At 74.2% G+C, this 26,878-nt stretch carries 24 protein-coding genes and 1 pseudogene; 7 read left to right on the top strand and 18 right to left on the bottom strand.

Features of this window, described 5'->3' with window-relative positions; translation table 11 throughout:
• Nucleotides 1–21 precede the first annotated feature (21 nt).
• The gene (locus ACVWNX_RS01440) at nt 22–1,182 is read left to right on the top strand and encodes an LLM class flavin-dependent oxidoreductase (RefSeq protein ID WP_454411995.1); all 1,161 of its coding nucleotides are present in this window, start codon (nt 22–24) and stop codon (nt 1,180–1,182) included.
• On the opposite strand, the gene ACVWNX_RS01435 is transcribed toward ACVWNX_RS01440, so the two are convergent.
• The 9 genes and pseudogenes from ACVWNX_RS01435 to ACVWNX_RS01395 all read right to left on the bottom strand — a co-directional run bounded on the left by ACVWNX_RS01435 (nt 1,156) and on the right by ACVWNX_RS01395 (nt 14,229).
• Nucleotides 1,156–4,140 carry a helix-turn-helix transcriptional regulator gene (locus ACVWNX_RS01435; protein WP_454411994.1) on the bottom strand — a complete coding sequence of 995 codons (2,985 nt, stop codon included), beginning with the start codon at nt 4,138–4,140 and terminating at the stop codon, nt 1,156–1,158. The genes ACVWNX_RS01440 and ACVWNX_RS01435 overlap by 27 nt on opposite strands.
• Nucleotides 4,141–4,242: 102 nt before the next feature.
• Nucleotides 4,243–5,025 carry a thioesterase II family protein gene (locus ACVWNX_RS01430; RefSeq protein WP_454415044.1) on the bottom strand — a complete coding sequence of 261 codons (783 nt, stop codon included), beginning with the start codon at nt 5,023–5,025 and terminating at the stop codon, nt 4,243–4,245.
• The gene (locus ACVWNX_RS01425) at nt 5,022–6,287 is read right to left on the bottom strand and encodes an ABC transporter ATP-binding protein (protein WP_454411993.1); all 1,266 of its coding nucleotides are present in this window, start codon (nt 6,285–6,287) and stop codon (nt 5,022–5,024) included. The genes ACVWNX_RS01430 and ACVWNX_RS01425 overlap by 4 nt, the downstream gene beginning before the upstream one ends.
• Nucleotides 6,288–6,519: 232 nt before the next feature.
• Nucleotides 6,520–7,014 (bottom strand): annotated as a pseudogene (locus ACVWNX_RS01420) (ATP-binding cassette domain-containing protein); the annotation flags it as partial.
• Complete coding sequence (locus ACVWNX_RS01415) at nt 7,011–7,910, bottom strand: ABC transporter permease (protein ID WP_454411992.1); 900 nt, start codon at nt 7,908–7,910, stop codon at nt 7,011–7,013. The pseudogene ACVWNX_RS01420 and the gene ACVWNX_RS01415, both read right to left, overlap by 4 nt.
• A gap of 3 nt (nt 7,911–7,913) precedes the next feature.
• Nucleotides 7,914–8,855, bottom strand: coding sequence for an ABC transporter permease (locus tag ACVWNX_RS01410; protein WP_454411991.1), 942 nt, complete (start codon nt 8,853–8,855; stop codon nt 7,914–7,916).
• Nucleotides 8,852–10,513 carry an ABC transporter substrate-binding protein gene (locus tag ACVWNX_RS01405; protein WP_454411990.1) on the bottom strand — a complete coding sequence of 554 codons (1,662 nt, stop codon included), beginning with the start codon at nt 10,511–10,513 and terminating at the stop codon, nt 8,852–8,854. The genes ACVWNX_RS01410 and ACVWNX_RS01405 overlap by 4 nt, the downstream gene beginning before the upstream one ends.
• A 148-nt stretch (nt 10,514–10,661) precedes the next feature.
• The gene (locus tag ACVWNX_RS01400) at nt 10,662–11,834 is read right to left on the bottom strand and encodes an acyl-CoA dehydrogenase family protein (protein ID WP_454411989.1); all 1,173 of its coding nucleotides are present in this window, start codon (nt 11,832–11,834) and stop codon (nt 10,662–10,664) included.
• A 1,081-nt stretch (nt 11,835–12,915) separates the two neighbouring features.
• Nucleotides 12,916–14,229, bottom strand: coding sequence for an aminopeptidase (locus tag ACVWNX_RS01395; protein WP_454411988.1), 1,314 nt, complete (start codon nt 14,227–14,229; stop codon nt 12,916–12,918).
• 433 nt (nt 14,230–14,662) lie between these two features.
• Between ACVWNX_RS01395 and ACVWNX_RS01390 the strand changes: the two genes are divergently transcribed.
• On the top strand, nt 14,663–17,053 hold the full coding sequence (locus ACVWNX_RS01390; protein WP_454411987.1) for an ATP-binding cassette domain-containing protein: 2,391 nt from the start codon (nt 14,663–14,665) through the stop codon (nt 17,051–17,053).
• 264 nt (nt 17,054–17,317) lie between these two features.
• On the opposite strand, the gene ACVWNX_RS01385 is transcribed toward ACVWNX_RS01390, so the two are convergent.
• Together ACVWNX_RS01385 and ACVWNX_RS01380 are read right to left on the bottom strand one after the other, a co-directional pair.
• Nucleotides 17,318–18,292, bottom strand: a complete 975-nt coding sequence (locus ACVWNX_RS01385; protein WP_454411986.1) for a dihydrodipicolinate synthase family protein — start codon at nt 18,290–18,292, stop codon at nt 17,318–17,320.
• Nucleotides 18,292–19,089, bottom strand: coding sequence for an aldolase (locus ACVWNX_RS01380; protein WP_454411985.1), 798 nt, complete (start codon nt 19,087–19,089; stop codon nt 18,292–18,294). Before ACVWNX_RS01380 ends, ACVWNX_RS01385 begins: the two co-directional genes overlap by 1 nt.
• A gap of 291 nt (nt 19,090–19,380) precedes the next feature.
• On the opposite strand from ACVWNX_RS01380, the gene ACVWNX_RS01375 reads away from it, so the two are divergent.
• Nucleotides 19,381–19,956 carry a helix-turn-helix domain-containing protein gene (locus ACVWNX_RS01375; protein WP_454411984.1) on the top strand — a complete coding sequence of 192 codons (576 nt, stop codon included), beginning with the start codon at nt 19,381–19,383 and terminating at the stop codon, nt 19,954–19,956.
• 342 nt (nt 19,957–20,298) lie between these two features.
• Here the strand turns inward: ACVWNX_RS01375 and ACVWNX_RS01370 are convergent, their stop codons facing one another.
• On the bottom strand, nt 20,299–20,643 hold the full coding sequence (locus ACVWNX_RS01370; protein ID WP_454411983.1) for a hypothetical protein: 345 nt from the start codon (nt 20,641–20,643) through the stop codon (nt 20,299–20,301).
• 281 nt (nt 20,644–20,924) lie between these two features.
• Between ACVWNX_RS01370 and ACVWNX_RS01365 the strand changes: the two genes are divergently transcribed.
• The gene (locus tag ACVWNX_RS01365) at nt 20,925–21,713 is read left to right on the top strand and encodes a sulfite exporter TauE/SafE family protein (protein WP_454411982.1); all 789 of its coding nucleotides are present in this window, start codon (nt 20,925–20,927) and stop codon (nt 21,711–21,713) included.
• Nucleotides 21,714–21,738: 25 nt separating this feature from the next.
• Here the strand turns inward: ACVWNX_RS01365 and ACVWNX_RS01360 are convergent, their stop codons facing one another.
• Entirely contained in the window at nt 21,739–22,317 is a 579-nt protein-coding gene (locus ACVWNX_RS01360) for a helix-turn-helix domain-containing protein (RefSeq protein ID WP_454411981.1), read from the bottom strand.
• Here ACVWNX_RS01360 and ACVWNX_RS01355 point away from each other — a divergent pair.
• On the top strand, nt 22,297–22,779 hold the full coding sequence (locus ACVWNX_RS01355; RefSeq protein WP_454411980.1) for an FAD/NAD(P)-binding protein: 483 nt from the start codon (nt 22,297–22,299) through the stop codon (nt 22,777–22,779). The two genes, ACVWNX_RS01360 and ACVWNX_RS01355, sit on opposite strands and share 21 nt — an antisense overlap.
• An 89-nt stretch (nt 22,780–22,868) precedes the next feature.
• Complete coding sequence (locus tag ACVWNX_RS01350) at nt 22,869–23,489, top strand: L-threonylcarbamoyladenylate synthase (protein ID WP_454411979.1); 621 nt, start codon at nt 22,869–22,871, stop codon at nt 23,487–23,489.
• 17 nt (nt 23,490–23,506) lie between these two features.
• Here the strand turns inward: ACVWNX_RS01350 and ACVWNX_RS01345 are convergent, their stop codons facing one another.
• Together ACVWNX_RS01345 and ACVWNX_RS01340 are read right to left on the bottom strand one after the other, a co-directional pair.
• A complete protein-coding gene (locus ACVWNX_RS01345) occupies nt 23,507–24,001 on the bottom strand; it encodes a tellurite resistance TerB family protein (RefSeq protein ID WP_454411978.1) in 495 nt (164 codons plus the stop codon).
• Between the two features lie 230 nt (nt 24,002–24,231).
• A complete protein-coding gene (locus tag ACVWNX_RS01340) occupies nt 24,232–25,140 on the bottom strand; it encodes a helix-turn-helix domain-containing protein (protein ID WP_454411977.1) in 909 nt (302 codons plus the stop codon).
• Between ACVWNX_RS01340 and ACVWNX_RS01335 the strand changes: the two genes are divergently transcribed.
• Nucleotides 25,130–25,408, top strand: a complete 279-nt coding sequence (locus ACVWNX_RS01335; RefSeq protein ID WP_454411976.1) for a hypothetical protein — start codon at nt 25,130–25,132, stop codon at nt 25,406–25,408. The genes ACVWNX_RS01340 and ACVWNX_RS01335 overlap by 11 nt on opposite strands.
• Before the next feature lie 182 nt (nt 25,409–25,590).
• Here the strand turns inward: ACVWNX_RS01335 and mnhG are convergent, their stop codons facing one another.
• The 3 genes from mnhG to ACVWNX_RS01320 are packed head-to-tail and all read right to left on the bottom strand — an operon-like array spanning nt 25,591 to nt 26,878.
• The gene (gene mnhG / locus ACVWNX_RS01330) at nt 25,591–25,965 is read right to left on the bottom strand and encodes a monovalent cation/H(+) antiporter subunit G (protein ID WP_454411975.1); all 375 of its coding nucleotides are present in this window, start codon (nt 25,963–25,965) and stop codon (nt 25,591–25,593) included.
• Nucleotides 25,962–26,279: a monovalent cation/H+ antiporter complex subunit F gene (locus ACVWNX_RS01325; protein WP_454411974.1), complete on the bottom strand. Its 318-nt coding sequence runs from the start codon at nt 26,277–26,279 to the stop codon at nt 25,962–25,964. Before ACVWNX_RS01325 ends, mnhG begins: the two co-directional genes overlap by 4 nt.
• Complete coding sequence (locus ACVWNX_RS01320) at nt 26,276–26,878, bottom strand: Na+/H+ antiporter subunit E (protein WP_454411973.1); 603 nt, start codon at nt 26,876–26,878, stop codon at nt 26,276–26,278. Before ACVWNX_RS01320 ends, ACVWNX_RS01325 begins: the two co-directional genes overlap by 4 nt.

Raw genomic sequence — 26,878 nt, 5'->3', positions numbered from 1 at the left:
AGAAGAGAAGAGAGAGACACGATGACCGCGCAACGCCCCCTGCACCTCGCCGTCGCCCTGGACACCGTCGGCTGGCACCCGGCGGCGGCCACCGGACCGGACGCCCCCGACGGGGACCTCTTCGGGCTGGCGCACTGGACCGGACTGATCCAGGAGGCCGAACGCGGCCTGCTGGACTTCGTCACCCTGGAGGACCCGCCCAAGCGTCCCACCGGAGCCGTGCGGCACCGGCTGGACGCGTTCCTGATCGCCGCCGCCACGGCCGCCCGCACCTCGCACATCGGCCTGGTCCCCACCGGACTGCTCGACCAGTCCCAGCCCACCCGGCTGGCCCGCGCCCTCGCCACCCTCGACCACCTCACCGGCGGCCGGGCCGGATGGCGCACCCAGGTCAGCCCCGCCCGGCCGATAGCCCTCGCCGACCTGTTCACCCCCGAGGTGCAGGAGCCGATGGCCGAACTCTTCGACCGGGCCGCCGACCTGGTGCGGGTGGTCCGCGCCCTCTGGGACGGCGTCGACGACGAGAAGGCGCTGCGCGACCTCGCGCCCGGCCGCTTCGCCCCCGCCGACCCCGACCCCGGCGGCCGCTTCGCCGACATCGTCCCCCTCGGCGGCACGGCGGGCGACTGGGTCACCATCGACTCGCCCGCCCTCGCCCCCCGCGCCCCGCAGGGCCACCCGCCCGTCTTCACCCTCGCCCACATCACCCTCCCCTACCGGTACGGGGCCCGCGCCGCCGACGTCGTCTCGGTGACCCCGCACAGCACGGAGGAGGTCCGGGACACCGTCGAGGAGGTCCGGCGGGAACAGGCGGACGCCGGGCGCGCCGACCAGAAGGTGCACGTCTTCGCGGACGTGGTGGTGTTCCTCGACCCCGAGCCGGGCCGCGCCGCCGAGCGCAAGGCCCGGCTCGACGACGCGCTCGGCACGCCCTACACCTCCGACGCCCCGATCGCCGTCGGCACCCCCGCCGAGGTCGCCGACCTGCTCCTGGAGTGGCGGGACGCGGGGCTGACGGGCTACCGGCTGCGGCCCGGCGCCCTGCCCCACGACCTCACCGCGATCACCCGCCACCTGGTGCCCGAACTCCAGGCCCGGGGCGCGTTCCGCACCGCCTACGAGGCGGACACCCTGCGCGGACTGCTCGGTCTGCCGCTACCGCAGGCCCCCGGCACCCGCTGAGTCCACCGTCCGTTCCGCCGCCCGCGCCGCCCCGTGCGCCGCGGGCGGCCGCTCCTCCTGGTCCAGCGCCCGCAGCGACGGCGGCAGATCCGCCCGCCCCTTCACCCGCAACTTGCGGTAGGTGTGCGTCAGGTGCTGCTCCACCGTGCTCACCGTGATGAACAGCCGCCCGGCGATCTCCCGGTTCGACAGCCCGGCCGCCGCGAGCGCCGCCACCTGTGCCTCCGAACCGCTCAGCACCCCGTCCCGGACCGGTTCCCGCCCGTCGGAGGCCCGCGCCCCACGGGCCGTCAGCCGCCGCGCGAGCGGGGCGTACCCGTTCTCCTCGGCGATGTCCAGCGCCCGCCGCGCCACCAGCCGGGCCTTGGCGCCCTGCCCCGCCCGGACGTGGGTCTCGCTGAGGTCCGCGAGGGCCCGCGCCGTCTCCAGCCGGTCGCCGCTCGCGTGCAACAGGTCCACCGCCTCCCGCAGCAGCCCGCCGCGCTGCCGGGGCGCGGACACCGCCGCGGCCGTCCGCAGTGCCATCCCCCGGGCCCGGGGCTGGGCGGCCGGGACCATCGCCAGCTGTTCGACGGCGAGCGCCCGCGCCTCGTCGGTCCGGCCGAGCCGCAGCAGGACCGCCACCGCGTCACCGCGCCACGGCACGAACGCCGGCAGGTCGATGTCCCACTCCCGCATCAGCCGCCCGCACCGGGTCAGATCGTCGAGCGCCCCCTGGAGCAGGTCCCGGGAGAGCCGCCACCGGCCCCGCGCGTGCAGGTACTGGACCCCGAACCGGGTCTCGTACAGCTGCCCGGGGGTGCCCGACTCGGCGGGCGCGTCGGCGGGCGACCCCGTCGCCGTCGACGCCAGCAGCAGACTCGACAGCGGCGAACCGATCAGCACCCCCCAACTCCGCAGCGACATCAGGTCCATCGCCCAGCGCGCGTACCGCTCCGCGCGCCGCGCGTCGCCCTGCCGGACCGCGATCTCCGCCCGCACCGCCGCGAACAGCGCCTGCCACGCCGGGACGTCCCGCTCGGTCGCCTCCCGCAGCAGCGCGTCGCACCAGACCACCGCCAGATCGCAGCGGTCCGCGTAGACCAGCACCGACAGCGCCAGATGCACCGTGTCGAAGCCGGTGTCGTCCAGCACCGTGGTCTGGAGCGCCAGTTCGGCGCCGCGCACGCTCTCCGGTCCTGGCCCCGAGCGCAACAGCCGGTTCAGGACGTCCGCCATGCGCTTCGGCGTCCCGTCGGGGAGCGGGGCCGTGACCGCCGGACGCCCGGGGCGCTCCGGACGGGCCCGGCCGGTCACCCGGGGCAGCAGCGCCGGATGGGAGGCCCGCAGCCACTCGCGCGCCGCGTGGTACTCGGCCTCCGAGGCCGGGTCCAGGGTCTCCGCGGTCCGTTCGAGACGGCGCAGGGCGAGGGCGAGTTCATCGCGGCTGCCGTTCCACAGCAGCCGCCCGAGCAGGGACACGCTCTGGCAGCCCGACAGCCGCCCCTCGCGCAGCGCGCTGATCAGCGGCCGCAGCCGACGGCAGGCGGTGTCGGGGTCGGTGCGGAAGTCGACGAGGCTGCGCAGCATCGTCACCGTCACCCGCTGCTCCTCGTTGGCGCCCGCCTCCCCGGCCACGTCCAGGCACGCCTCGGCGAAGGAGGTGTCGTCCCGTCGCAGGGCCTCGCGCGCCGCCTCCAGCGCCACCGCGAAGGCCCACGGCTCCCGGCTGCGCCCGCCCGCCACCAGATGCCTGGCGACCACGGCCGCCGGGGCCCCGTCCTCGTGCAGCAGCCGTGCCGCGTCCCGGTGCAGCGCCGCCCGTTCCGCCGCGGGCATGCCCGCCAGGACCGCGGCCCGGGCGGCCGGATGACGGAACCGTCCCCCGTCGAGGACCCCGACGACCTCCAGCGCCGTCAGCACCTCGTCGACCGACGGCCCCGGCTCGTCCAGCAGCCGCGCCAGCCTGCCGCCCGACTCCGAGGCGTCCAGCACCGCGAGGGCGCGGGCCGCGTCCCGGAACCGCCGTCCGGCGCGGCGCACGCACGCGTCCACCGCCCGGCCGTACTCCTCGCCCACCACCGGCTCCGCCGACCGCCCGGCGACCGCCGCGCGCTCCCGGTGGTCCTCCGCGAGCGCCCGCACCAGCAGCGGATTGCCGCCGCTGAGCCGGTGCCAGGCCACGGCCGGAGCGGCCTCCGCGCCCGGGGCGTCTCCGGCGTCCGAGGCGCCCGGGGCGGCCAGGGAGTCCGAGGCGGCCGGGGCGGCCGGGGCGGTGGAGACATCCGAGGCGGTGAAGGCGGTGAGGGCGGTGGGGACGGCCCCCGCGTCCGTCCCCACCAGCCGGGCCGCCAGTTCCCCGGTCGCCGCCACGGACAGCGGACGCACCCGCACCCGGGTGAAGTGCCGCTGCCGCAGCAGCGGAGTGCGCCAGGCCCGCTCCTCCGCGCTCCCGTCGGTCGGCGGATCGCACTCGGTGACGACGAGCAGGATCCGCGAGGCGCTCAGCGACCCCCCGATGTGGATCAGGGAGTCCAGCGAGACCGGATCGGCGAAGTGCAGATCGTCCACCGTCACCACCACCGGGGACCGCTCCGCCAGGGCGCTGAGCAACTGCCAGTGCACCTGGTTGACCCGGGTGGACGCCTGCCCCCGGGGCAGCAGGTCCGCGTCGCACGGGTCGATCCGGCCCTCCCCGGACGGGCGCAGCGCCCGTTCCCGGTCGGCGGCCGGGAACTGCGGATGCCCGAAGACCTGCCCGACCACCCCCAGCGCCACCCCCTGTTCCGAGCAGCGCGCCACCGCGTCCAGCACCACGGCCCCCTGGGCCGCGGCGTACTCGGCGAAGACCCGGATCAGTTCCGTCTTCCCACTGGCGACCGGGCCGCTCACGGCGACCACCCCGCCCCGCCCGGCGAGGCAGTCGGCCAGCGACTCCCGCAGCCGCTCCCACTGGGCCTCGCGTTCCACTAGAACCACGGTGAACTCCCTCTCCCACACGGCACGGCGGCGTGGTACGCGTCCGGGACGTCAACGCCGCCGGGTGACGTCCCCTCTTCGGTGGCGCGGGGGCCGGCGACCTCAGACGGGCTCCGGGGCGGTCACGGCGTCCGGGAGCAGCCGGGAGCGGATCAGCGAACCGATCCGCTCCCGGTGCCGGTCGACGAAGAAGTGACCGCCGTCGAAGGCGAGCACCTCGGTGGGCCCGCTGGTGTGCTCCCGCCAGGCCAGCGCCTCCGCCGCCGTCACCTTCGGATCCTCGGTGCCCCTCAGCACGGTGACCGGGGAGCGGACCGGGGCGCCCGGCCGGTGGCGGTAGCGCTCGACGGCCCGGTAGTCGCCGCGCAGCGCGGGCAGGAACATCGCCACCAGCTCCGGATCGTCCAGCAGCGCGGCCGGGGTCCCGTTCTGGCTGGCGACCTCGGCCAGCAGGGTGCGGTCGTCCGCGAGGTGCAGCCGCTCCTCGCGCGCGGTGGACGGGGCCCGCCGCCCGGAGACGAACAGCGCGGGCGCCGACCGGCCCGTCGCGGACTCCAGCACGCGGGCCGTCTCGTAGGCCACCACCGCGCCCATGCTGTGCCCGAAGAACGCGGGCGGCCCCTCGCCCCACCAGGGCGCCAGCACGGTGGCGAGGGCGTCGGCCAGGGTGCCGATGTCCGGGGCCGGGGGCTCCGCGCGACGCTCCTGACGCCCCGGGTACTGCACGGCCAGCACCTCCACCCGGGGGCTGAGCAGCGCGGAGAGCCAGAAGAGGGAACCGGCCGAGCCCCCGGCGTGCGGGAAGCACACCAGCCGGGCGGCCGCCCCCGGGGAGGGGTGGAAGCGGCGGATCCACCGCTCGCCGTCGAGGTCGGTCGTGGTCATGTCCGTGCTCCCCGTTCCTTCCGCTGGCCCTGGTCCCGGTCCTGTTCCCGGTCCTTGCCCCGGTCCCGGTCCTGGTCCCGCTCTCGTCCCCGCTCGTCTCCCCGTCCGTGTCCCCGTCCCCGGCCACGGCCGCCGCGCTCCGGACGGGGCAGCGCGGCGAGCAGTTCGCGGGTGTAGGGGTGGACGGGATGGTCGAAGACGCGTGTCACGTCCCCGCTCTCCACCACCCGTCCGTCCTTCATTACGAGCACCCGGTCGCTGACGTGGTGGACGACGCCGAGGTCGTGCGAGATGAACAGCAGCGCGAGGCCCAGCTCCCGCTGGAGGTCGGCCAGCAGGTCCAGCACCTGCGCCTGGATCGACACGTCCAGCGCGGAGACCGGCTCGTCGCACACGATCAGCCGGGGCCGGGTGGCGAGGGCCCGGGCGAGGGCCACCCGCTGGCGCTGCCCCCCGGACAGCTCCAACGGCCGCCGTCTGCGCAGCCCGCCCGCCAACCCGACCTGGTCGAGCAGCCCCTCGATCCGCGCCGAACGCGTCCGCCCGCGCGGTACGCCCACCAGGGCCAGCGCCTCCCCGATGACGTGCTCCACGCTGTGCCGGGGGTCGAAGGAACCGAGCGGGTCCTGGTGGACCACCTGCATCCGCCGCCGCCGTTCCCGGCGCGCCCCTTCGGCCACCCCGCTCCACGGCTCGCCCTCGAACCGGACGGTCCCGGCGTCCGGTTCCACCAGCCCGAGCGCGATCCGGGCGGTGGTCGTCTTGCCGGACCCGGACTCCCCGACGAGGCCCAGGGTCTCCCCTGGGGCGATCCGGAACGACACCTCCCGCACGGCGGCGTAGACCCCGCCGTCCTCGCTCCGGAAGCTCTTGGCGACCCCGTCCACCTCCAGCAGCGGGGGCTCCCCGCCCGTCGCGGACCGCACGGTCCCGGCGGCCCCGGGCCCCACGCCCCCGTCCCGGACTGCGACGGCGACGGCCGGACCCGCCGGACCCCCAGGGTCCCGAAGGTCCCCGTCCGCCGGAACGGTCGACGGGGCGGACAGGGCGGACCGGGCGGACGAGGCAGCCGGGGTGGGCAGTCGACCATGCACCGTCCCCGTCCCCGTCCCGGCCTCGGCCCCCGTCTCCGTTCCCGGGCCCACCGCTTCCGCCGCCCCGGGAACCCAGGCCGCGGCGGACAGCCGCCGCCCCTTGCCGCCGAGGGTGGGCACCGCCGCCAGCAGCGCCTTGGTGTAGGGGTGCCGGGGGTCCTCCAGCACGTCCCCGGCCGGGCCCTGTTCGACGACCAGCCCCCCCGTACATCACCGCGACCCGGTCCGCGAGCCGTGCCACCACCGCCAGGTCATGGCTGATCAGCAGTAGGGCGGTGCCCCGGTCGACCAGTCCGCCCAGCAGCGCCAGCACCTGGGCCTGGACCGTCACGTCCAGGGCCGTCGTGGGCTCGTCGGCCACCAGCAGTTCCGGCTCGCCGGACAGCGCCGACGCGATCAGCGCCCGCTGCCGCAGCCCGCCCGACAACTGGTGCGGGTACTGCGCGGCCCGCCGGGCCGGGTCCGGTATCCCGGCGTCCGACAGCAGGGCGAGCGTCCGTTCGCGGGCGTCCGCCCCCCGGGCCAGCGCATGGGTGCCCAGGGTCTCCCGCACCTCGGCGCCCACCGTGCGCAGCGGGTCCAGGGAGACCAGCGCGTCCTGGAGGACCAGTCCGATCCGCCGTCCCCGCACGGCGCGCCACCGCCGCTCGGAGAGCGCGGTCAGATCGATGCCGTCGAAGTCGAGCCGTCGGGCGCGGACGGTGGCGTCCGCCCCGGTCAGCCCCAGCAGGGTCCGGGCGGTGACGCTCTTGCCCGAGCCGGACTCACCGACCACGGCGAGGCATTCGCCCCGGTCGACGGTGAACGACACCCCCCGGACGGCGTGGGTGCGGACCCGGCGCCCGAAGGAGACGTCCAGGTCCTCGACGGTCAGCAGCGGTGCGACGGCGCTCATCGGGCGGCCCTCCGGGTGAAGCGGTGCTGGAGGTGGCGGCCGACCACGTTCACGGCGACCACGGTGAGGGTGACGGCCGCGCCCGGGAACACCCCGATCCACCAGGCCGTCTGGAGGAAGTCCCGGCCCGCGGCGAGCAGCGCCCCCCACTCGGGGGAGGGCGCCGCCGGGCCGAGGCCCAGGAAGCTGAGTCCGGAGGCGGAGATCAGGGCGGTGCCGAAGCCGACGGTCGCCAGGGTCAGCACGGGCGCCAGGGCGTTCGGCAGGACGTGCCGCAGCACGATCAGCGACCGGGGCACTCCCAGCGCCACCGCCGACTCGACGTATCCGGAGCGCCGCACCACCAGCGCCTCGGCCCGCACCAGCCGGGCGTAGCCGGGGGCGAAGGCGATGCCGATCGCCGTCATCACCTGGACGGTGCCCGGCCCGAGGACCGTCACGATCAGCAGGGCCAGCAGCAGGGCGGGCAGCGCCAGCAGGACGTCGGCCAGCCGGGTCAGCACCTGGTCGGCGATCCGTCCGCCGAGCGCCGCGGCCAGTCCGATGACGGCCCCCGCGACCACCGACACCACGGTGGACCCGAAGCCCAGCAGCAGGGACGGCCGGGCACCGTGCAGGATCCGGGCGAACAGGTCGCGGCCCAGCTGGTCGGTGCCCAGCCAGTGTCCGGCGCCGGGACCCCGGAGCGCCGCCGCCGGATCGGTGGCGGTCGGGGAGAGCCGGGTGAAGAGGCCGGGCGCCACGGCGACGGCGGTGACGAGCAGCAGCAGGACGCCCGCGAGCAGCACGGTCGGCGGGACGGAGGGCAGGGCGGCGGTCCACCGCCGGGCCCGCGCGGACGGCGCGGACGCGGCGGCGGGGGTGCCGGAGCCGGTGAGCAGGGGAGGACTGGCCATGGATCAGGCACTCCTGAGCCGCGGGTCGATGACGGGGTACAGCAGGTCCACCACGGTGGAGATCACGACGAAGGCGAGGGCCGACAGCAGCACCACGCCGATCACCACCGGCATGTCCTTGGCGCTGACGGCCTGGAGCACCAGGGAGCCGAGCCCCGGCCGTCCGAAGACGGTCTCCACCAGCACCGCCCCGCCGAGCAGCGAGCCGGTGAGCCACCCGGTGAGGGTGAGCAGCGGGATCGCGGAGTGCCGCAGGGCGTGCCGCAGCAGCACCGCGCTCTGCCCCGCCCCCCGGGCCCGGGCGGTGACCACGAACGGCTGCCGCAGGGCGGCCTCCAGCCCCTCCCTCAGCACCTGCGCCAGGACGCCGGTGAGCGGGAGCGCCAGGGTGACGGCGGGCAGCACCAGCGAGGCGAAGCCGTCGGCCCCGGCCACCGGGAACAGGGGGATCCGGAAGGAGAAGACGGTCAGCAGCACGATCCCCACCCAGTAGGACGGGGTGGACGCCGCGATCAGCTCCCCGAACGAGGCGAGCGCGCGGAGCGCGGGCCGCCGCCCGGCCGTCGCCACCGCGGAGAGCACCGCGAGGACGACGGCCAGCAGCAGCGCGGCCAGCGCCAGTTGGACGGTCGGCAGCGCCTGGTCGCCGATCAGCGACCAGACCGGCCGTTGGAGCTGGTACGACTCTCCGAGGTCCCCGACGGCCAGCCGTCCCAGATAGCGCAGGTACCGCTCGGTGAGGGACAGGTCGAAGCCGTACGCGCGGCGGATCTCCTCCCGCACCTCGGGCGACCCGGCGTTCGAGGGCCCCAGCAGCACCGACACCGGATCGCCGGGGATCAGCTGGAGCGCCAGGAAGGCGAGGGTGGCGGCGCCCAGCAGGACGGCCGCCGCCGCCCCCAGCCGCCGGGCCGCCGCGAGGGCCAGCCGGGTCGCCGGGTTCACTTCGCGGCCAGCCAGGCGTCGTAGTACGTCAGCCAGTTGCTGGCGTCGAAGGTGAGTCCCCGGACCGCGGTCGACCGTCCGACCAGGGAGACCTGGGTGTAGAGGGGGACGACGACCGCGAGGTCGATCGCCCTGCGCTGGGCCTTGGGGTAGACGTCCGCGTGGACCTTCCCGTCCAGGGTGGCCCGGCCCCGGTCGGTCCACCGGTCGAAGTCGCGGTCGGCGATGAAGGTGGCGTTGAGGCCGCCCTTGGCGGGCGCGCTGGCGGAGTTGAGGAACAGCCACAGCACGTCCGGGCTGAACCGGGGCCAGCTGAGGTCGATGAGGTTGGCCTTGCCGCCGTAGACCCGGGTGTTGTAGGTGCCGATGTCGAGGTTGGGGCGGGTCACCTCGACGCCGATCTCCTTGAGGTCCGCCTGCACGGCCTGGCCGAGGGTGTCCCGGCCCTCCCGGGTGGCCTGCACCGACAGCTGCGGCCACTGGAGGGTGAGCCGTTCGCCGTCCTTGGTCCGGTAGCCCTTGGCGTCCCGCTCGGTCCAGCCCGCCTCGTCCAGCAGTTTCCCGGCCAGCTCGGGGTCGTGGGGCCAGCTCCCCTCCAGGGAGCGGTCGTAGTGCGGGGTGGTGGGGCTGAGGGGGCTCCAGGCCCGGGGGTACTGTCCGAAGCCGACCGTCTTGACGTTCTGGCCGATGTCGATGCCCCGCTGGACCGCCTTGCGGACCCGGGGGTCGTCGAGGGGGGCCAGCGAGGAGTTCAGCCACAGGTTGTAGTTGCTGCCGGGGGCGGGGCGGGAGGTCAGTTCCAGCGCCTTGTCCGCCTTGACCGCCGCGACGTTCTGCGGCGGGACGGCCTTCGCGACCTGCACCTGACCGCTGGTCAGGGCCCCGGAGCGGACGGAGGCGGTGGGCAGGAAGCGGAAGACCAGCTCGTCCAGGTGGGCGGGCCCGGAGTGGGCGGCGGTCGCGGGCGCCCAGTCGTAGTCCGGGTTGCGGGTCAGCACGGCCGACTGGCCCTTGGTGTAGCGGGTGAAGACGAAGGGGCCGCTGCCCACCCCCGCCGGGCCGCCCGCCGGGAGCCGGCCGGCCTTCGCGCTGAGGGCCTTCGGGGAGTAGAGGCCCAGGTAGGTGGTGCTGGCGGCCTGGAGGAAGGTGGCGAACGGCTTGGCGAAGGTCACCTTGGCGGTGTGCTCGTCGACGACCTCGGTGCCCTCGTAGGGGCCGAGCAGCCCGGCCGCGTACAGCGACTTGGTGGACTTGGCGACGATGTGGTCGAAGTTGGCCTTCACGGCGGCGGCGTCCAGCCGGGTGCCGTCGGTGAAGGTCACGTCCTTCCGCAGGTGGAAGGTGTAGCTGCGGTAGTCGTCCGCCACCTCCCACTTGGTGGCCAGCCAGGGGTGGAACTTGCCCTCGGCGTCCTGGGAGACCAGGGAGTCGAGCACCGAGCGCTGGATCTCGGCGGTGATGTCCTGGGTGCTGGCGTGGACGTCCCAGGAGACCGGTTCGGTGTCGACGGCGGTGGTGAGCGTCCCGCCCCGCACCGGCTTCTTCCCGGCGGACGGCTTGCTGGTGGCGTCGCCGTCCGTGGAGCAGGCGGTGAGCAGGAGCAGTCCGCTCAGCGTCACCGCGAGCAGACGTCTGGACCCGGGCAGGGCAGGGCGCATGGTGGTGGAACCCCCGATGGGTGTGGGTCTCGGCGCGGACCGCGGCGCGGTGGACGGCGGCGCGGTGCCGGAGGGAAGGCCGGCGGTGGGCACGGCGTTCCCGGTGGTCACGGGGACCGGCCGGGGACGGGCCGGACGGGGGCGCGGTTCAGTCACCGGGGGCCTCCGCGGCGAGGGCCGTCGCGCCGAGGGTCGGCAGGATGGCGTCCTCGCCCGGCGCGTGCACCCCGACCGACTGGATGTCCCGGAAGTGGCGTTCCAGCGCCCCGCCCCGGGCGAGCCCCGGGTTGCCCAGCAGCTTCAGCCCGGTGTGGACCGCGCCGGTGACATGACGGACGACGACGACCTTCGAGGCCAGGGCGTCGACACCACGGACGGGCTCGCCCCGGTCCACCCGGTCGGCCACCGAGAAGATGAGCTGTTCGGCGGTGGAGAGCAGGGCCTCGATCTCCCCGGTCGCCCGCCGGAAGCGGCCGGTGGTGGCCAGCGGCCTGCCCAGCGCGGCGGGCGCCCGTTCGTGGGCGAAGGCGTGCACCTGGCTCTGCGCGGCCCGCGCCACCCCCAGGTAGATCGCGGACGAGAGCAGCAGCGTCACACTGCCGGGCAGGGTGCCGGGGGGCGGTCCGGCGTCCGGCGCGGCCAGTTCGTGGACGTACCCCGCGGGGATCTCCACGTCCTCGAAGACCACCTCGTGGCTGCCGGTCGCCCGCATGCCCAACTGGTTCCAGGTGGGCACGATCTCGATGCCGGGAGCGTCGGCGGGCACCACGAAGTTGCCCACCCGGGGCACCGGTTCGTCGGTCACGGCCCAGACCAGGAAGTAGCTCAGCCCCTCCGCGCCGGTGACGTACCGCTTGCGGCCCCGCACCACCCAGCCCGTCGCGGTCCGCCGGGCGGTGGTCGCCGGTCCGCCCCAGGTGGAGGAGCCCACGTCCGGCTCCGCCCGCGCGTGGTTGAGCAGGGTGGGACGCTCCGCCGACTCGGCCAGCACCCGTGCGTACAGCTCCTCGGGCCAGGGACTGCGGGGCTCCAGCAGATGCGGGACGATGGTCATCCCGGCGATCAGCGCGGTGGACGGGTCGCCCCGGCCGAGCGCCAGCAGGATCCGGGTGACGTCGGAGAAGGAGGCCCCCGGACCCCCGTGGTGCGGGGCCACCCCGGCGGTGAGCAGCCCCGCCTCGTGGAGCACCCGGACCGGTCCGTGCGGAAACGCCCCGGTGCGGTCGTGCTCGGCGGCGGTCGCCGCGAGCGCCGCGGTCACCTCGTCCAGCTGGTCCAGGGCGGGCACCGGCAGCTTCCGGCTCTCGGTGGCGGAACTCATGGGCGCCTCCCGGCGACGGGAGGGGTGGGTCTGGGGACCATGTCCGTGTCCTTGCTCGTGTGCGTGCGGTGCGTGTCTTCGGGGTGGCGGGCGCGCGGCGTCGCGGGACGTCGCGGTACGCCGACCGGGCGCGGGTGACGGGCCGGAGCCCGGCCGGACGCCGGTGGGGAGGGGAACGTGGATGACGGGGACGACGTGGTGGCGCGGATCAGCGGGGGAGGCCCCACCGGCGGACGGGTCCACGGGACGTCGGTCCGCCCCGGAGGGCCGAAGGGGAAATGCCCGGAATCAGCGACAGCCGGTGGACGTGACCCTGCCGAAGTCGACGAACCTGCGGTGCGTCAGACGGGGCGTCAGATGTGCCACGGCCGCGTACGGGCAGGCGAGGACGTCGGCCGGAAACCGGCCGGACCTCGTCACTGCCCCGGGCTTGAACATGCGTCCGAGCATGCAGGACGGACGGACCCCACGTCCAATGCCGAATTCTGATCAGAAATGATCGCGCGGACCGATCGATGGCACCCTGAGGTCGCTGAGCGCCCGGGGCGACAAGGGATCTGACAGGCCGTCACCCATCGGGTCCGACGACGCCCGGTGGCCGGGGCGATCGGGTCCGCCTGGTCCGGGGCCGTTCCGGTCCACCCCGTTCCGGCCCGTGATCACGGGGGAGGACGGCCTTCCGCCCACGGTGGACGGCCGCGCTCGGGACCGCGCCGGGCGGCCGGGGCCGTCCCGCCCGGCGGCCGTTCCGCCCGGGCGGCCGGGGCGGCCCCGGGAAGGGTGTTCCCGGTTTGGATCACGGAAACCGGATCCACGGCCCGGTACGGGTCCGGACCCCGGGCGACGGCCGTCCGTCCGGGGTGGGGGCACCTCCGCCGTCCGGTGGGTCCCGTCGCACCGGGAACGGCCAGAACGTGCCGGTCCGGTTCCGGCCGCGCCGCCCCGGGACGGATGCCGGGGCCGGACGGCGCGATGCCCGGCCCGTACGCTGGCACGGACCGGGCGCGGGCCCGGACGGGCCGTCACCGGCTCCGGCCGGACGGGGGATCAGGGGACGTGCCGCCCCCGCCCGGCCGGACGGTCACACCAGACCGGCCCAGCCCTTGAGGGTCGCGGTCAGCTCCTGCTGTTCGGCCGGGGTCAGCTTGTCGACCCCGCCGTTCGGACTGAGGTAGACCTTGGCGCCCGTGTCGCGTTCACCGGTGTCGAAGCGCTCGGCGCTGCTCGGGTGGTCCCGGCCGTAGAGGAAGACGATGTCGGACGAGTCCTCGCGCACCCATCGGTCGATGTCCGCCATCGCCCGGCCGTCGAACGTCATGGGAGCGCTCCGGTCCACCAGGCTGCGCGGCTCGTTGATCCCCGGGTAGCGCAGCAGGTCGTCCAGGTGCGAGGTGTCGATCGTGGGCCAGCCGGTCTGGGTACCGGCGAGGTAGTGTTTCACCTCGTCCCAGCGCAGTTGCTTGTCCCCTTCGTAGAAGACCCCGCCGTGCTGGAGCCCTCGCCACAGTTCGGCGGTGGTCGCCGTCTTCAGGGGGACGATGACACACATCCGCTGATCATTGAAAGTGTTCCAGAACCGCCACATGTAGTTGGTGACCGAGATCTCGAAGGCTTTGTCGGCCGAGCCGATCACCTGGTGGGAGTCGCCGTTCCTGCGTGCCTCCTCCTTGTACAGCTCCAGCAGTTCGTCCCGGCGGACCAGTGCCTCGCGCTGGAAGTCTTTGATCCGGTCGGTGCACGCGGGCGTGCTGATCCGCTCGATGGCCTCGCCGTACGCCGAGTCCTCGGCGTTGTCGACGTCGTTCCGTCCCCCCTGCACGAAGGTGCCGTGGACGTCCGCCGGATAGAACCGGCGGTGGTAGGTCGCGACCTGGCCGGTCTCACCGGCACCGGCGGAGAGCCACCTCCCGGTGTACAGCCCCTTGAGCGCGTTGGTCACCCGGTGCAGATCGGTGGCCACCTGCCAGACGTCCAGCTTGGTCAGGTCCTTGGGAGAGGGCTGGGAGGTGCCGGTGAAGCGCTGCTCCACGGCCACGTCGTTGGTGAGGAAGCCGATCGCGTACGGCTTGAACCCTTGGTACTGGTGGGGGGTGAGCGTCAGGAGCGTCGTGGGGTGCTGGTCCGAGTAGTGCCGGACGGTGACGCGCTGCGAGAAGGTGCCCGCCGAGGGGGCTCGGTGGTCCTTGAACTGGGTGAACTCGATCTCGTACGCGCGCAGGTCGAAGTCCTCCATGCTGGTGACCTCCCGGGCGGAGGTGACACCGGGCAGGGCCAGTAGTCGTCCCTTGATGTCGGGGACGGCGTTGGCGGGCGCGGCGGCGGCGGGGGTGCCCACTGCGCTCGCCGAGCCGAGGAGCAGCGCGGCGGATAAGAGCCATCTCAGGGTGTGGCGCATTCACTCTCCTAGGGGTGTGAGAGAAACGGGAATGCGCCGGACAACGTAATGCCGACCGCCGGTGATCACCAGACTGCAAGGCGTGGCGTAAATGCGCCGCAGACGCATCCTTCAGTCGCCCCCCGTGTTTTCCCGATTACCGTACGGAAAGGGTTCTGGTCGACTGCTTGCACGGAGCATCTTTATGTTTTTCCGGGGTTAATCGGCAAAGGCGGATAAGGGTGACTGGCGGCCGCAAGGGAATTCCGGCCAGAGTCCGGGGCCGGGCCGGGTCGGACCGCGGACCGTCCCGCCTCCTCGTTTGAGTGGTAAACGGGAAATGGGGATACTTGTTCGCCGCGGGGGAGCGCCGTGACCTCCGGGACGCGTGAGGGGCCGCCGGGATCCGCCCGCCCGGCCCCCGGCGCCGTCCCCCCGACCGTCTGGAGACACCATGAGCAGGACCGACGAGGCGGCCGGGGGCCGGTCCGACGGGCACACCGCCGACAGCCACGAGCTGATCCGGGTGCACGGCGCGCGGGAGAACAACCTCAGGGACGTCAGCATCGAGCTGCCGAAGCGACGGCTGACGGTCTTCACCGGGGTCTCCGGCTCCGGCAAGAGCTCACTGGTGTTCGACACCATCGCCGCCGAGTCCCAACGGCTGATCAACGAGACCTACAGCACCTTCGTCCAGGGCTTCATGCCGACGCTGGCGCGCCCCGAGGTGGACGTCCTGGAGGGGCTCACCACCGCGATCATCGTGGACCAGCGGCGGCTGGCCGCCGACCCCCGCTCCACCGTCGGCACCGTGACCGACGCCTACGCGATGCTGCGGGTCCTCTACAGCCGGATCGGCGAACCGTACGTGGGCCCGCCCGGCGCCTTCGCCTTCAACGTGCCCTCGGTCCGGGCCAGCGGGGCGATCACCGTGGAACGCGGGACGCGCAAGACGGTCAAGCAGACCTTCACCCGCACCGGGGGCATGTGTCCGCGCTGCGAGGGCCGGGGCACGGTCTCCGACATCGATCTGAGCCAGCTCTACGACGACACCAAGTCGATCTCCGAGGGCGCGTTCACCATCCCCGGCTGGAAGTCGGACAGCTGGTGGACCGTCCGGCTCTACGCCGAGTCCGGCTTCCTCGACCCCGACAAGCCGATCCGCGACTTCACCGAGGAGGAGATGCGGGACTTCCTCCACCGGGAGCCGACCAAGGTCAAGGTGGAGGGCGTCAACCTCACCTACGAGGGCCTGATCCCCAAGATCCAGAAGTCGTTCCTCGCCAAGGACAAGGAGGCGATGCAGCCGCACGTCCGGGCGTTCGTGGAGCGGGCCGTCACCTTCACCGACTGTCCCGACTGCGGGGGCACCCGGCTCAGCGAGGCGGCCCGCTCGGCGAAGATCCAGGGGGTCGGCATCGCCGACGCCGGCGCGATGCAGGTCAGCGATCTGGCCCAGTGGCTGCGCGCCCTCGACGCGCCCTCGGTGGCGCCGCTGCTCACCGCGCTGCGGCGGACCCTGGACTCGTTCGTGGAGATCGGCCTCGGCTACCTCTCCCTCGACCGCTCCTCGGGCACGCTGTCGGGCGGCGAGGCCCAGCGGATCAAGATGATCCGGCACCTCGGCTCCTCCCTCACCGACGTCACCTACGTCTTCGACGAACCCACCTCCGGGCTGCACCCGCACGACGTCCAGCGCGTGAACGACCTGCTGCTCCGGCTGAGGGACAAGGGCAACACGGTCCTCGTGGTGGAGCACAAGCCGGAGGTGATCGAGATCGCGGACCACGTCGTGGACCTCGGCCCCGGCGCCGGCGCGGCGGGCGGCACCGTCTGCTTCGAGGGCACCGTCGAGGGGCTGCGGGCCGGGGGCACCGTCACCGGCCGCCACCTGGACGACCGGGCCGCCCTCAAGGAGGCGGTGCGCGAGCCCGTCGGCGCGCTGGAGATCCGGGGCGCGACCGCCAACAACCTGCGCGGCGTCGACGTGGACCTCCCGCTCGGGGTGCTCACCGTCGTCACCGGGGTCGCCGGTTCCGGCAAGAGCTCCCTGGTCCACGGATCGCTCCCGGCCGACGCGGACGTGGTGCTGGTGGACCAGAGCCCGATCCGTGGCTCCCGGCGCAGCAACCCGGCGACCTACACCGGGCTGCTGGAACCGGTCCGCAAGGCGTTCGCCAAGGCCAACGGGGTGAAACCGGCGCTGTTCAGCGCCAATTCCGAGGGCGCCTGCCCCCAGTGCAACGGCATCGGCGTGCTGTACACCGATCTGGCGGTGATGGCCGGGGTGGCCACGCCCTGCGAGGAGTGCGAGGGCAAGCGGTACCAGGCGTCGGTGCTGGAGTACCGCCTCGGCGGCCGGGACATCAGCGAGGTGCTCGCGATGCCGGTGGCCGAGGCCACGGAGTTCTTCGGCGCGGGGGAGGCCCGCGTCCCGGCGGCGCACCGGATCCTGGAGCGCCTCACCGAGGTCGGCCTCGGCTACCTCACCCTCGGCCAGCCGCTCACCACCCTGTCCGGCGGCGAGCGGCAGCGGCTGAAGCTGGCCACCCACATGGGTGCCGAGGGCGGGATCTACGTCCTGGACGAGCCGACCAACGGACTCCACCTAGCGGACGTCGAGCACCTGCTGGGGCTGCTGGACCGGCTGGTGGACTCCGGGAAGTCGGTCATCGTCATCGAGCACCACCAGGCGGTGATGGCGCACGCCGACTGGATCGTGGACCTCGGCCCCGGCGCCGGTCACGACGGGGGCCGCGTCGTCTTCGAGGGCACGCCCGCCGCGCTCGTCGCCGCCCGCTCCACCCTCACCGGGGAGCACCTCGCGGCCTACGTCGACGGCTGACCGGGGACCGTCGCCCCGGGACGGCCGTCCGGAGCCTCCCCGGGCTGTGCCCGCGGCGGTGGCCCGGGGCTGGACCGGCCGACCCGGCCCCGGACGGCCGTCCGGGGCCGTTCGCCGGGGGACGGCTGACCACGGGTGCGCCGGACCGGGGCGGTCGGCCGGGCCCGTCCGCCCGGCGGAGGGTCGGGGGCCCCACCACCGAACGAACGGACGAGCGGACGAACGGACGAATGGGCGAACGGTGGGCCGGACGCCCGGCCCCGCTCAGCCGGTGACCGCCGTCGGGACCGCCGTCGGGACCGTCGTCGGCCCGGCCGCCGGGAGCGGAACGTCCTCCGTCACCAGCGGATGGGAGCCGAGCTCCCGCAGCAGCTCCCGCAGCCGTTCGGTCGCCTCCCCGGGCAGCGCCCGCAGCGGAGCCCGGGGCGGACCGACCGCCCGGCCCTGGAGCTCCCGTCCCGCCTTGACGGCCCTCGGCAGCCCGTGGTCCACGATGAACCGCAGGAAGGGCAGCAGCGCCGCCAGGAGCGCGTCGGCCCGCGCCGGGTCCTCGTCCAGGGCGGCGGCACGCAGATCGAGGCACCAGCGCGGCAGCAGACAGGGCGCGGCCGTGCACCAGCCCGCCGCCCCGGCGCGGAACGCCTCCAGGGCGACCGGGTTGTTCCCGTTGTAGACCGACAGCGCGCCGTCGGACAGTTCGGGTATGGCCCGGAAGCGGGACACGTCCCCGGAACTCTCCTTGACCATGGTGATCTGGGGGACGTCCCGGGCGAGTGCCACGACCGTCCGGGGCCGTAGGTCCACCCCGCTGGTGCCGGGGTTGTTGTAGAGCATGACCGGAAGGTCGGTGGCCGAGGCGACGGCGGCGAAGTGCGCGCGCAGCTCGTCCTCGGTCAGCTTCCAGTACACCTGGGGGAGCACCATGATCGCGGTGGCGCCGTGGCGGGCGGCGAACCGGGCCCGGCGGACGGTGCCCTCGGTGCTCCAGTGGGAGACGCCGACCAGGGTGGGCACCCGTCCGGCGACGGCCCCCAGCGTGGTCTCGCAGACGGCGTCCCACTCGTCCTCGCGCAGATAGGCGCTCTCGCCGGTGCTGCCCAGCGGGGCGACCGCGTGGCTCCCGGAGGTCACCAGTTCGTCGGCGAGGCGGTCCAGCGCCGCCAGGTCGAGCGCCCCGGTGCGCGGATCGAAGGGGGTGACGGGGTAGGCGATGACGCCTTCGAGCGGTGGCCGTGCCATCAGACGCTCACCCCGTCCCGGACGCAGTCGGGGTGGTTGCGCAGCGCCCGGCGGGCGTAGTAGGCGAAGTTCACCCGGCTGCGCCGGTCGGTGGAGGTCCAGTCGTGGGCCTCGCGGGCCAGCGCGGGGTCGAGCGGCCGGATGGTGCCCGCCGCCATCGCCAGCAGCTGGAGCCGGGCGGCGCGCTCGATGAGGACGGCCAGGTTGCACGCCTCCTCGACGGTGGCGCCGGTGACGAGCTGGCCGTGGTGGGCGAGGAGGATCGCCCGCTTGTCGCCCAGGGCGGCGGAGATGATCTCGCCCTCCTCGTTGCCCACCGGTATCCCCGGCCACTCCTTGAGGAAGGCGCAGTCGTCGTACAGCGGGGTGGTGTCCATCTGCGCGATGACCAGGGGGACTTCCAGCATCGACAGCGCGGCGGTGTGCGGGGGGTGGGTGTGGACGACGCAGTGGACGTCCTCGCGGGCCCGGTAGATCCAGGAGTGGAACCGGTTGGCCGGGTTGGGCATGCCCTCGCCTTCGAGGACCCGGAGGTCCTCGTCGACCAGGAGCAGGTTGTCCTCGGTGATCTCGTCGAAGCCGAGGCCCAGCCGCTGGGTGTAGTAGGTGCCGGGCCGTTCGCCGCGGGCGCTGATCTGTCCGGCGAGGCCGGAGTCGTGGCCGCCGTCGAAGGCGATCCGACAGGTCAGGGCCAGCTTCTGCCGGGTGGTCAGGCGCGAGGTGCCGAAGTGGTCGTCCATCTGCCGCTTGGCACGGTCGACGAGGACGTCCTTCGGTTCGCGCAGGGTGTTCGCCATGTCTTCCGCTCCGGTTCGGGGGTGTCCCGTGGTGGGCACCGGGCGCCCTGTGCGACACCCGGTGAGGAAACTTCGTTCACCATAGGACACCTTGTGTCATGACGGCAAGGTCCGCCCCGGACGCGGCGGCGCGACAGGCGGGACGGGGGTGCGACGGTGGCGGGACGCTCCCCGGTCCGGCTCCGGCCGGGCGCGGGGAACGGGACATACTGGGGTCCGGTCCCGGGCGGTGGGACCTGCCGGGGCAACGCGGAAACCCGGGAGACCCGGGAAGCACGGAGGGAAGCGTCAGTGATCAATCGGGTGCGGCGGCTGCGCAAGGAACGGCTGATGACGCTGGAAGCGCTCGCCGCGCGCGCCGGGGTCACCAAGAGCTACCTCTCCAAGGTCGAACGGGGGCAGAGCGTGCCCTCGATCGCCGTCAGCGTCTCGCTGGCCAAGGCCCTGGACGTCCCCCTGGACACCCTGTTCTCCGACGCGGAGGAACTCGCGGAGGTCACCGTCACCCGGGCCGGGGAGCGCCTTCCGCTCACCCCCGGCGACGAACCGGGCTCCCGCTACGAGGGGATGGCCCTGCGGGCGGGCACCAAACGGATGACCCCCTTCATGCTGTACCCGCCGCACGACGCCGGTCCGGTCCCCTTCCGCGACCACCCGGGCGAGGAGTTCCTCTTCGTCCACCAAGGCGAGGCCGAACTGCTCCTGCCGTCCCGGAGCATCCCCCTCGCGGCGGGGGACTGCGCCTACTTCAGGGCCACCACCCCCCACAAGGTCCGCTCGCTGGGCGCGGAGCGCGCCACCGTGCTGCTCCTGGTGTGCGACGACCGCGACGGCACGGGGGAGCCCCACCCCCACGCGCTGCCCTGAGCCGGACGGGCCGGGCGGCCGGTGCCGACCCCGGTCCTCGGTCCGGGTCCGCTCCCGTCCTCAGCCCGGGTCGGCCCCCGGCCCCGGCGCGGCGCGGCCGTCCGGTGCGCGGCGAAGGGCTTGCCGGTGGTGAACTCCCGGAACCGTGGCGCCGCTTCGAAGAGGTGGGCGTCCCGGGCGTGGACCAGGGCGAGGGTCCGGTGGCAGTACGGGGCGTCCCCCCTCAGGCGACCGGGGCATGGGCGTCGGTGCCGACCAGCCGGGAGCCGGACGAGCCAGCCGGACGAGCGACGTGCTCTCCGGCCCGGCCCACGGCGACGGCCCGGCGCGAACGGGGGCGGCTCAGCGCACGGTGACCGACCACGGCACGGCGCAATCCACCTCGATCAGTCCGGGCCCCGGCACCTCCAGCGTGTCCCGGAACGGTCCGGAGGCCCGCCGGATCTCCCGGCGGCCTCCGCCACCGGGCCCGTAGTGCCGGACGACGACCTGTCCTCCGCCCGCCTCCAGCGTGAGGGAGGTCCCGTCCCCGGTGTACCGCAGCACGCCGGGCCGCTTCCCGGCGGCGGTGGCCGTCAGCGCGGGCAGCTCCCCGGAGCCACCGAACCCCAGCCGCCAGCGCGGCAGCACCGACTTGCCCACCGGCTTCTCCACGGTGACGTGGGTGTACTCCCCGGGCACCACCACCCGCGAGGAGCGCGGTCGAGTGTGCCACCCGGGGCCCGCCGGGGCACGGGTGAGGAGGGGTCAGGGCCCGGTGCGAGCGTCCGCCCGGCCACCGGCGATGACCGCCCGACCGCCCCGACCCACGCCCCCGGAACCCTCCGGAGCCCCGGTGAGACGGTCCCCGTTCATGAACATCTCGTGTCCGAACGGCCGTCCGACCCGCCCCGCCGCCGATACTGACCGCGCGACGGAGGGGAGCCTGGAGGACCGGGCGGCGCGAACGGGCACGGGGCGGGCACGGGATGGACGGGACGACGATGGCCGCGGGGTTCGCCGCGGGGCTGCTGCTCGCCACGGTCACGGCGCCGGTCGGGGTCTCCGGAGCGGTGTTCCTGCTCCCCGTCCAGGTCAGTCTGCTCGGCGTGCCCAGTCCGGCCGTCACCCCCACCAACCTGCTGTACAACGTGGTCGCCGGACCCGGCGCCCTCTGGCGCCATCTGCGCACCGGCGCCCTGCGCGACCCGTTGGCGCGCCACCTGCTGCTGGGCACCCTGCCCGGAGTCGTCCTCGGCGCCGTCGTCCGGGTCTTCGCCCTGCCGGGCCCGACGGTCTTCCGCGCCCTGATCGCCGCCCTGCTGCTGCCGCTCGGACTGTGGCTGTGCGCCCGGACCCTCCGCCCGGCCCCCGTCCCCGCCCGGGGCACGGCGGATCCGTCCCCCCGTTCCCTGACGGCCCTCGCCCTCGCCGTCGGCACCGTCGGCGGGATCTACGGCATCGGCGGCGGCTCCCTGATCGGCCCGGTCCTGGTGGGCCGGGGACTGCCGGTCTCCCGGGTCGCCCCCGCCGCCCTCGCCACCACGTTCGTGACCTCCGTGGCCGGGGCCGCCGCCTACGGCCTGCTCGCCCTGGTCAGTTCCGGACCGGTCGCCCCCCACTGGTGGCTCGGACTGGCCTGCGGCGCCGGGGGACTGATCGGCGGTTACCTCGGGGCCCGGCTCCAGCCCCGGCTCCCCGAGACCGCCCTGCGGTTCACCCTCGGAGCGCTCGCGGCGGCCCTCGGCGCGCTGTACGCCGTCCGGACGGCGATCTGAACCGGTGGGCACGGACGGCCGGGCCTCACCCCCCGTCCGTACCGGCCGTCACCGGAACGGCGGTCCGCACCCGGCCCGGGGGCCGTCCGGGGCGCCGCAGGGGCACCGGCTCCGGCAAGGCGGGCCAGTAGTGGTCGGTGAACAGCAGGGCCACCAGCTCGCCCCGGCTGGAGACACCGGTCTTCCCGAAGACGGCCTTCAGATGGTCGCGGACCGTGTGCGGGGAGAGGAACAGCGCCGCCGCGATCCCGTCGGTGGCCGTCCCCCGCGCCACCCACTGGGTGACCTGGAGCTCCCGGGGCGTCAGCCCGTACGCGTCGGCCACCAGGACCGCCAGGTCGGACGGGGCCGCGGGCTCGGTGACGAGCGCCACCGGACCGGGCTCGCCCCCCGGGCCGGTGAGACAGGAGGCGTGGCACACCAGCCAGCCGCCCTCGGTCGTGCGGACCCGTATCCGGGCGTCGACGTGGTCACGGCCGTCGGCGACCGCCCGCGCCTGCAGGGCCGTGGAAACCACCCAGATCCGGCCCGCTGGCTGCGGCACCAGCTCGACACCGTCCACGATCCCCGCGTCGGCCGCCGGGTGCTCCAGGAGACCGCGCACACCGTCGGTCCGTACGCCTGGCCGCTGCTGCCGGAGGCGGACCGGGCCCGGCTGCGCCGCCGTCTGCGCGCCGCCGTCGGCGTGGTCTCGCCCATGGTCCCGGGGAACGCCGCCGTCCTGCTGCGCCTGCTGGACTCCGGTCAGCTCACCGTCACCGGAGGCATCCGCGCGGTCGCCCCGGTGCCGGGCGGGTTCCGGATCCGGCACGACGACGGCGAACTGACCGTCCCCGCCGTCGTCAACGCGGTGAACGCCCCGCCGGGCGCCGTCCCGGCCGGGGCCCGGGAACTGGTCCGGTCCCTGGTCGGGGGCGCGCTCGCCGCCCCGCACCCGGCGGGCGGCCTCACCCCCGTCGACCCCCGGGTGGCAGTGGTCGGGGACCTCAGCGGCGGCGGCCCGTTCCTCACCTCCGGCGTCCCCGGGATCGCCGCCCGGGCGGCGCACGCCGCCCGCGCCCTCTGAGGCCGTCGCGCACCGGCCGGGCCGCCGCCCGTGTGAGACGGCGGCCCGGCCGGTCGGAGGCACCCCGGCGGGGGACGTAAACTCGCCGGATGGCGAAGTACTTCGACGTGCACCCCGAGAACCCCCAGCGGCGCATGATCACCACGGTGACCGACAGCATCCGTTCCGGCGCCCTCATCGCCTACCCCACGGACTCCTGCTACGCCCTCGGCTGCCAGCTGGGCAACCGCGAGGGCCTCGCCCGGATCCGTTCGATCCGCCAGCTCGACGACCGCCACCACTTCACGCTGATGTGCGAGGACTTCGCCCAGCTGGGCCGGTTCACGCACATCGACAACGCGGTCTTCCGGGCGGTCAAGGCCGCGACGCCGGGCCGCTACACCTTCATCCTGCCCGCGACGAAGGAGGTGCCGCGCCAGCTGCTGCACCCCCGCAAGAAGACGGTGGGCGTCCGCATCCCCGACCACGCGGTCACCCAGGCCCTGCTGGCCGAACTCGGTGAGCCCCTGCTGTCCAGCACCCTGTTGCTGCCGGGCGAGGAGGAGCCGCTCACCCAGGGCTGGGAGATCAAGGAACGGCTCGACCACGTGGTGGACGCGGTGGTGGACTCTGGCGACTGCGGCACCGAACCGACCACCGTCGTCGACTTCTCCGACGGCGCCCCCGAGATCGTCCGCCTCGGGGCGGGCGACCCCGACCGCTTCGCCTGACCCCGTCCGGTCCCGCGTCAGAGCGGTGACCCGTCGGGGTACAGCAGGGCGTTGCGGGCGGTGCGGGCCGCCTTCTCCTGGAGGTACAGCTCCTTGAGCCGGTCGACGGTGTCCTCGTCGACGCCCAGGGCGGTGGCGGCCCGTTTGATCCGCGCGACCTCGCCCGGCGCGAGGTCGCCGTCCGCGTCGCACGCCCGCAACGCGTCGAAGACCAGGGCGCCCCGGCTCCCGTTGACCACGGCGGACCGGGTGACCAGGTCGACGATGTCGTCGTCCCCCGGGTAGACCGCGAGCCGCGCCAGCCCCTCGGGGTGCCCGGCGAACGCGGCGTAGTAGCCGAGGACCCAGTCGCGCTCCCGCAAGGAGATGACGCCGTCCCCCTTGGCGCAGACCAGCAGCGCCCTCGCATAGGTGTCGATGTCGCCGGTGCGCGGGCTGTTGTCGAAGTTCCACTCCTGCTTGAACAGCCATTCCTGCGCGAACCGGCCGGTCTCCGCCGCGGACGGGGCCATGCCCTGGCCTCCTCGTGTGGTCAAGCCCCCGACGGGGCCGGGGTCGCTTCCAGGGTCACTTTGCCCTGGCCGGATCACCCCCAACCCCGCTGTCACGGCAGCCCGCGCGCCGCCCTCCTCCCCGTCCCACGGAAGGGTGCACGTGCCTAGGGTGATGGTCGGTGTGCCGTGCTCCGACGCCTTCTGACCCGCTGTGAGCCCGCACCAGGGGCTGTCCGCCGAGGGGGTTCCTAGCCGAGGGGCGCGGACCGGCTCCACAACTCCTCGGCGTGTTCGGCGAACCGGTCGAACAACCCGCCCGGCCCGTGCCGTCGCAGGTGCAGTAGGGGCGAGTCATGCCCCACGAGCCGGGCGAGGTGCGGAGTGACCAGCGCGTCGGCGTCGAACCGGAAAACGGACAGGGAGACGTGGTTCACCGCGTCCTCCGGGGAGCTGAAGCGCGCTTCCAGGCCCTCCGCGGGTCCCATCCGGGCCAGCTCTCCGAGCGTGACGCGGACCCGGGCGGAGACGGTGAGGGCCGCGTCCTCGACGATCTCGCGCTGACGCGTCACCTCCCCGTCCGGGTCCCCCAGCAGGAACCGGACCCTGACCCCGGCCGCGGCCTTACGGCGCAACGCGTCGGCGAACGCGGGCACCTGGGTCCACAGGAAGTAGTTCGTGTACCCCGCGAAGAAGAGTTCGTCCGTCGCCCCGGCGATCAGATCGGCCCACACGGTGGACGGGCAGGCGGACCGGAACGGATAGCTACGGACCAGCTCGCGATCGGCACCGGTCTTGACTCGGTCCTTGACGACATCGGGCCACACCATGTCCTCGTCCACTCCCAGCGCTCGGGCAGCGTCCTCGCGGTTCCGTGCGTGAGGCCTCACCGCCTCATCCGCGAGCCATCGTTCCACCTGCTTGGAAGATACCCCCACGCGGTATGCGAGCTGTCGGGGGGTCACTCCGGCCCTGTGCATCGCGGTGCGGAGCGCGGTGTTCAAGTCAACACCCTTCAACGGGACGTTTGAGACGTCTCGGAGCCTAGCGTCAGACTTCTGGACCGTCCTGCCGATACGGGTGAGTACGTCCTTGCGGGCCGTCGATGATCCCTGGGTAACCCACCGCCGATAACGGAAGGCCCCCACGATGAACGCCATTGACCCCCGTTACCAGCCGGACACCTGCTGGCGGGTCGACCTCATCCCGTCCCGGCGGGTGCGGAAGATCGAGTGCGAAGACGGGATCACCCGCTATCTGCTTCCGCTGATGATCCTCTGCGACGGAAGGTACAAGGGGGACTCCGGACTGTGGCTTTCCCCCAGTGAAGCCGAACTCCTCCACGCGGCCCTGTCATTGGTCCTCGCGGATGACCGGCAGAGCCGTCGCCCTCCCCAGGACGAGCCCGTCGTGTATCCCTTCGCATGAGTCTCCGTGACCGTGTGGCCCGATGGGCGGGCCCCTCGCTGGGGCGGCCGACGGATTCCGTCACGCCCGTTGAGGCACCCCAGACGGCGTCGGTGACGCTGGGGGTGACGCGGTACCGCCCCCGTCACCGGACCGCCGGACGCCCCGGGCGGCGCCCCCGATGAGCCGGGCGGCCCCCCCGCTCACCCGCCCCCGCCGTCCTCGGGCGGCGCCGCGCTCAGGCGTTCGTCCAGCTCGTCGAAGAGCAGGCCCTCCCGGCCCGCGTAACCCGTGCGGTACGCCACCCGAGCCACCAGATGGGCGGCCACCGGACCGGTCAGCAGCTGGAAGAAGCCCACCAGTCCCAGCGTGCCCAGGTCGATGCCGGTGCGCAGGCGCAGCGCCACCCCCATCAGCACCAGCAGCATGCCCAGGGACTGGGGATTGGTCGCCGCGTGGCTCCGTGACAGGACGTCGGGCATCCGGACCATGCCCAGCGCGCCGAACAGGCTGACGGCCGAGCCGACGAACAGCAACACCGCCCCGGTCGTGTCGGCGGTCTGCTCCCAGCCGCTCACCGGCCCTCCTCCCCGGCCCGGGGCAGGTCCGGCGCGCGGTCCCGGACGGCGATGAACCGGGCGATCCCCACCGACCCGGTGAACCCCAGGAAGGCCAGCACCAGCATCACGGGGAAGTAGAAGGAATCCCGGTTCAGCGCCGACCGCACCCCGATCCCCGCGATCATCAGCGCGGCGATCACGTCCAGCGCCATCGCCCGGTCCAGCATCGACGGCCCCCGCCACACCCGGTACAGCACCAGTGCCCCGGCGAGCAGCAGCATCACGGCGGCGGCCGCCAGCAGCACCCGGTCCACGCTCTGCGCGGCGCTCACCGGGTCCCCCCGGACGGCGGCGGCTGGCGCACCCGGGCGATCTCGTCCCGGTCGCCGAACGCCCGCACCACCAGCTCCTCCATCCGCCACACCGCCCGCCGCGCCCGCTCCGGGGTCTCCGGGTCGTCCGCCTCCAGGACGTGCACGAACAGGGTGGCCTGGGAGCGGTGCACCTCGACCACCGAGCCGTCGGGCACGTTGGAGACGGCGAGGGCGGTGGCCGTCAGCATCAGATCGCTCCGGCAGCGCAGCGGGACGGCGAGCACCCCGGCCAGGAACGGGCGCCGGTCCAGCATCTGGTGGGAGACTTTCGCCCCGGCGGTGTACATCTCCCACAGCAGCCGGACCGTCAGCCGGGCGATCCCCAGCGGGTGCAGCCGCAGTCCGATGTTCACCAGCGGCAACGGGAACACCAGGCACACGGTCACCGCCACCACCACCCCGGTGAGCGCGTTGGCGAGGCTGAGGGTGCCCCACAGCAGCATCCACACCACGGTCAGCCAGGCGATCAGCGGCAGGTCGAGCACCCTGTTCCGGCGCCCGGCCACCACACAGCTGTAGCGGGGGAGTCCCGGGTCGCGGAACCGGAGCGAGATCAC

The organism is Streptomyces sp. JNUCC 64 (assembly GCF_054484115.1).
Note: the sequence above shows the minus strand (reverse complement) of the source record. Positions and strands in the feature narration are given on the sequence as shown.